This window comes from Erwinia sp. 009765445 (assembly GCF_058137865.1).
Window position 1 is genome coordinate 326 of record NZ_JBYUWC010000062.1, and the last position, 324, is coordinate 649.

The following is a 324-nucleotide window of genomic DNA, read 5'->3' on the forward strand; positions in this document are numbered from 1 at the left end:
GGAGCAGCATGATGAATTTTTGAACAAGACTCTTGCCGGAGCTCAAAAGAAAATAACGATTATTTCCCCTTGGTTATCCTGGCAAAAAGTGGAGCAAACGGGATTTCTGGCATCAATGGCTTTGGCCCGTTCCCGGGGCATTGATATTACCGTGGTGACGGATAAAAACTGCAATATAGCGCATGTCGATGATGATAAGCGTCAGGAGAAACAACATCTGCTGAATGATGCTGTTGAAAAGCTCAATAAGATGGGTATCGCTACGAAATTGGTTAATCGTGTTCACAGCAAAATTGTGATTGAGGATGAAGAACTGCTGTGTGT

1 protein-coding gene is annotated in these 324 nt (G+C 43.2%); it reads left to right on the forward strand.

Annotation, left to right across the window (positions count from 1 at the left end):
- Positions 1-324: phospholipase D-like domain-containing protein (locus AC3Y5R_RS24205; protein WP_489923424.1), on the forward strand; the 324-nt coding region annotated here is incomplete at both ends.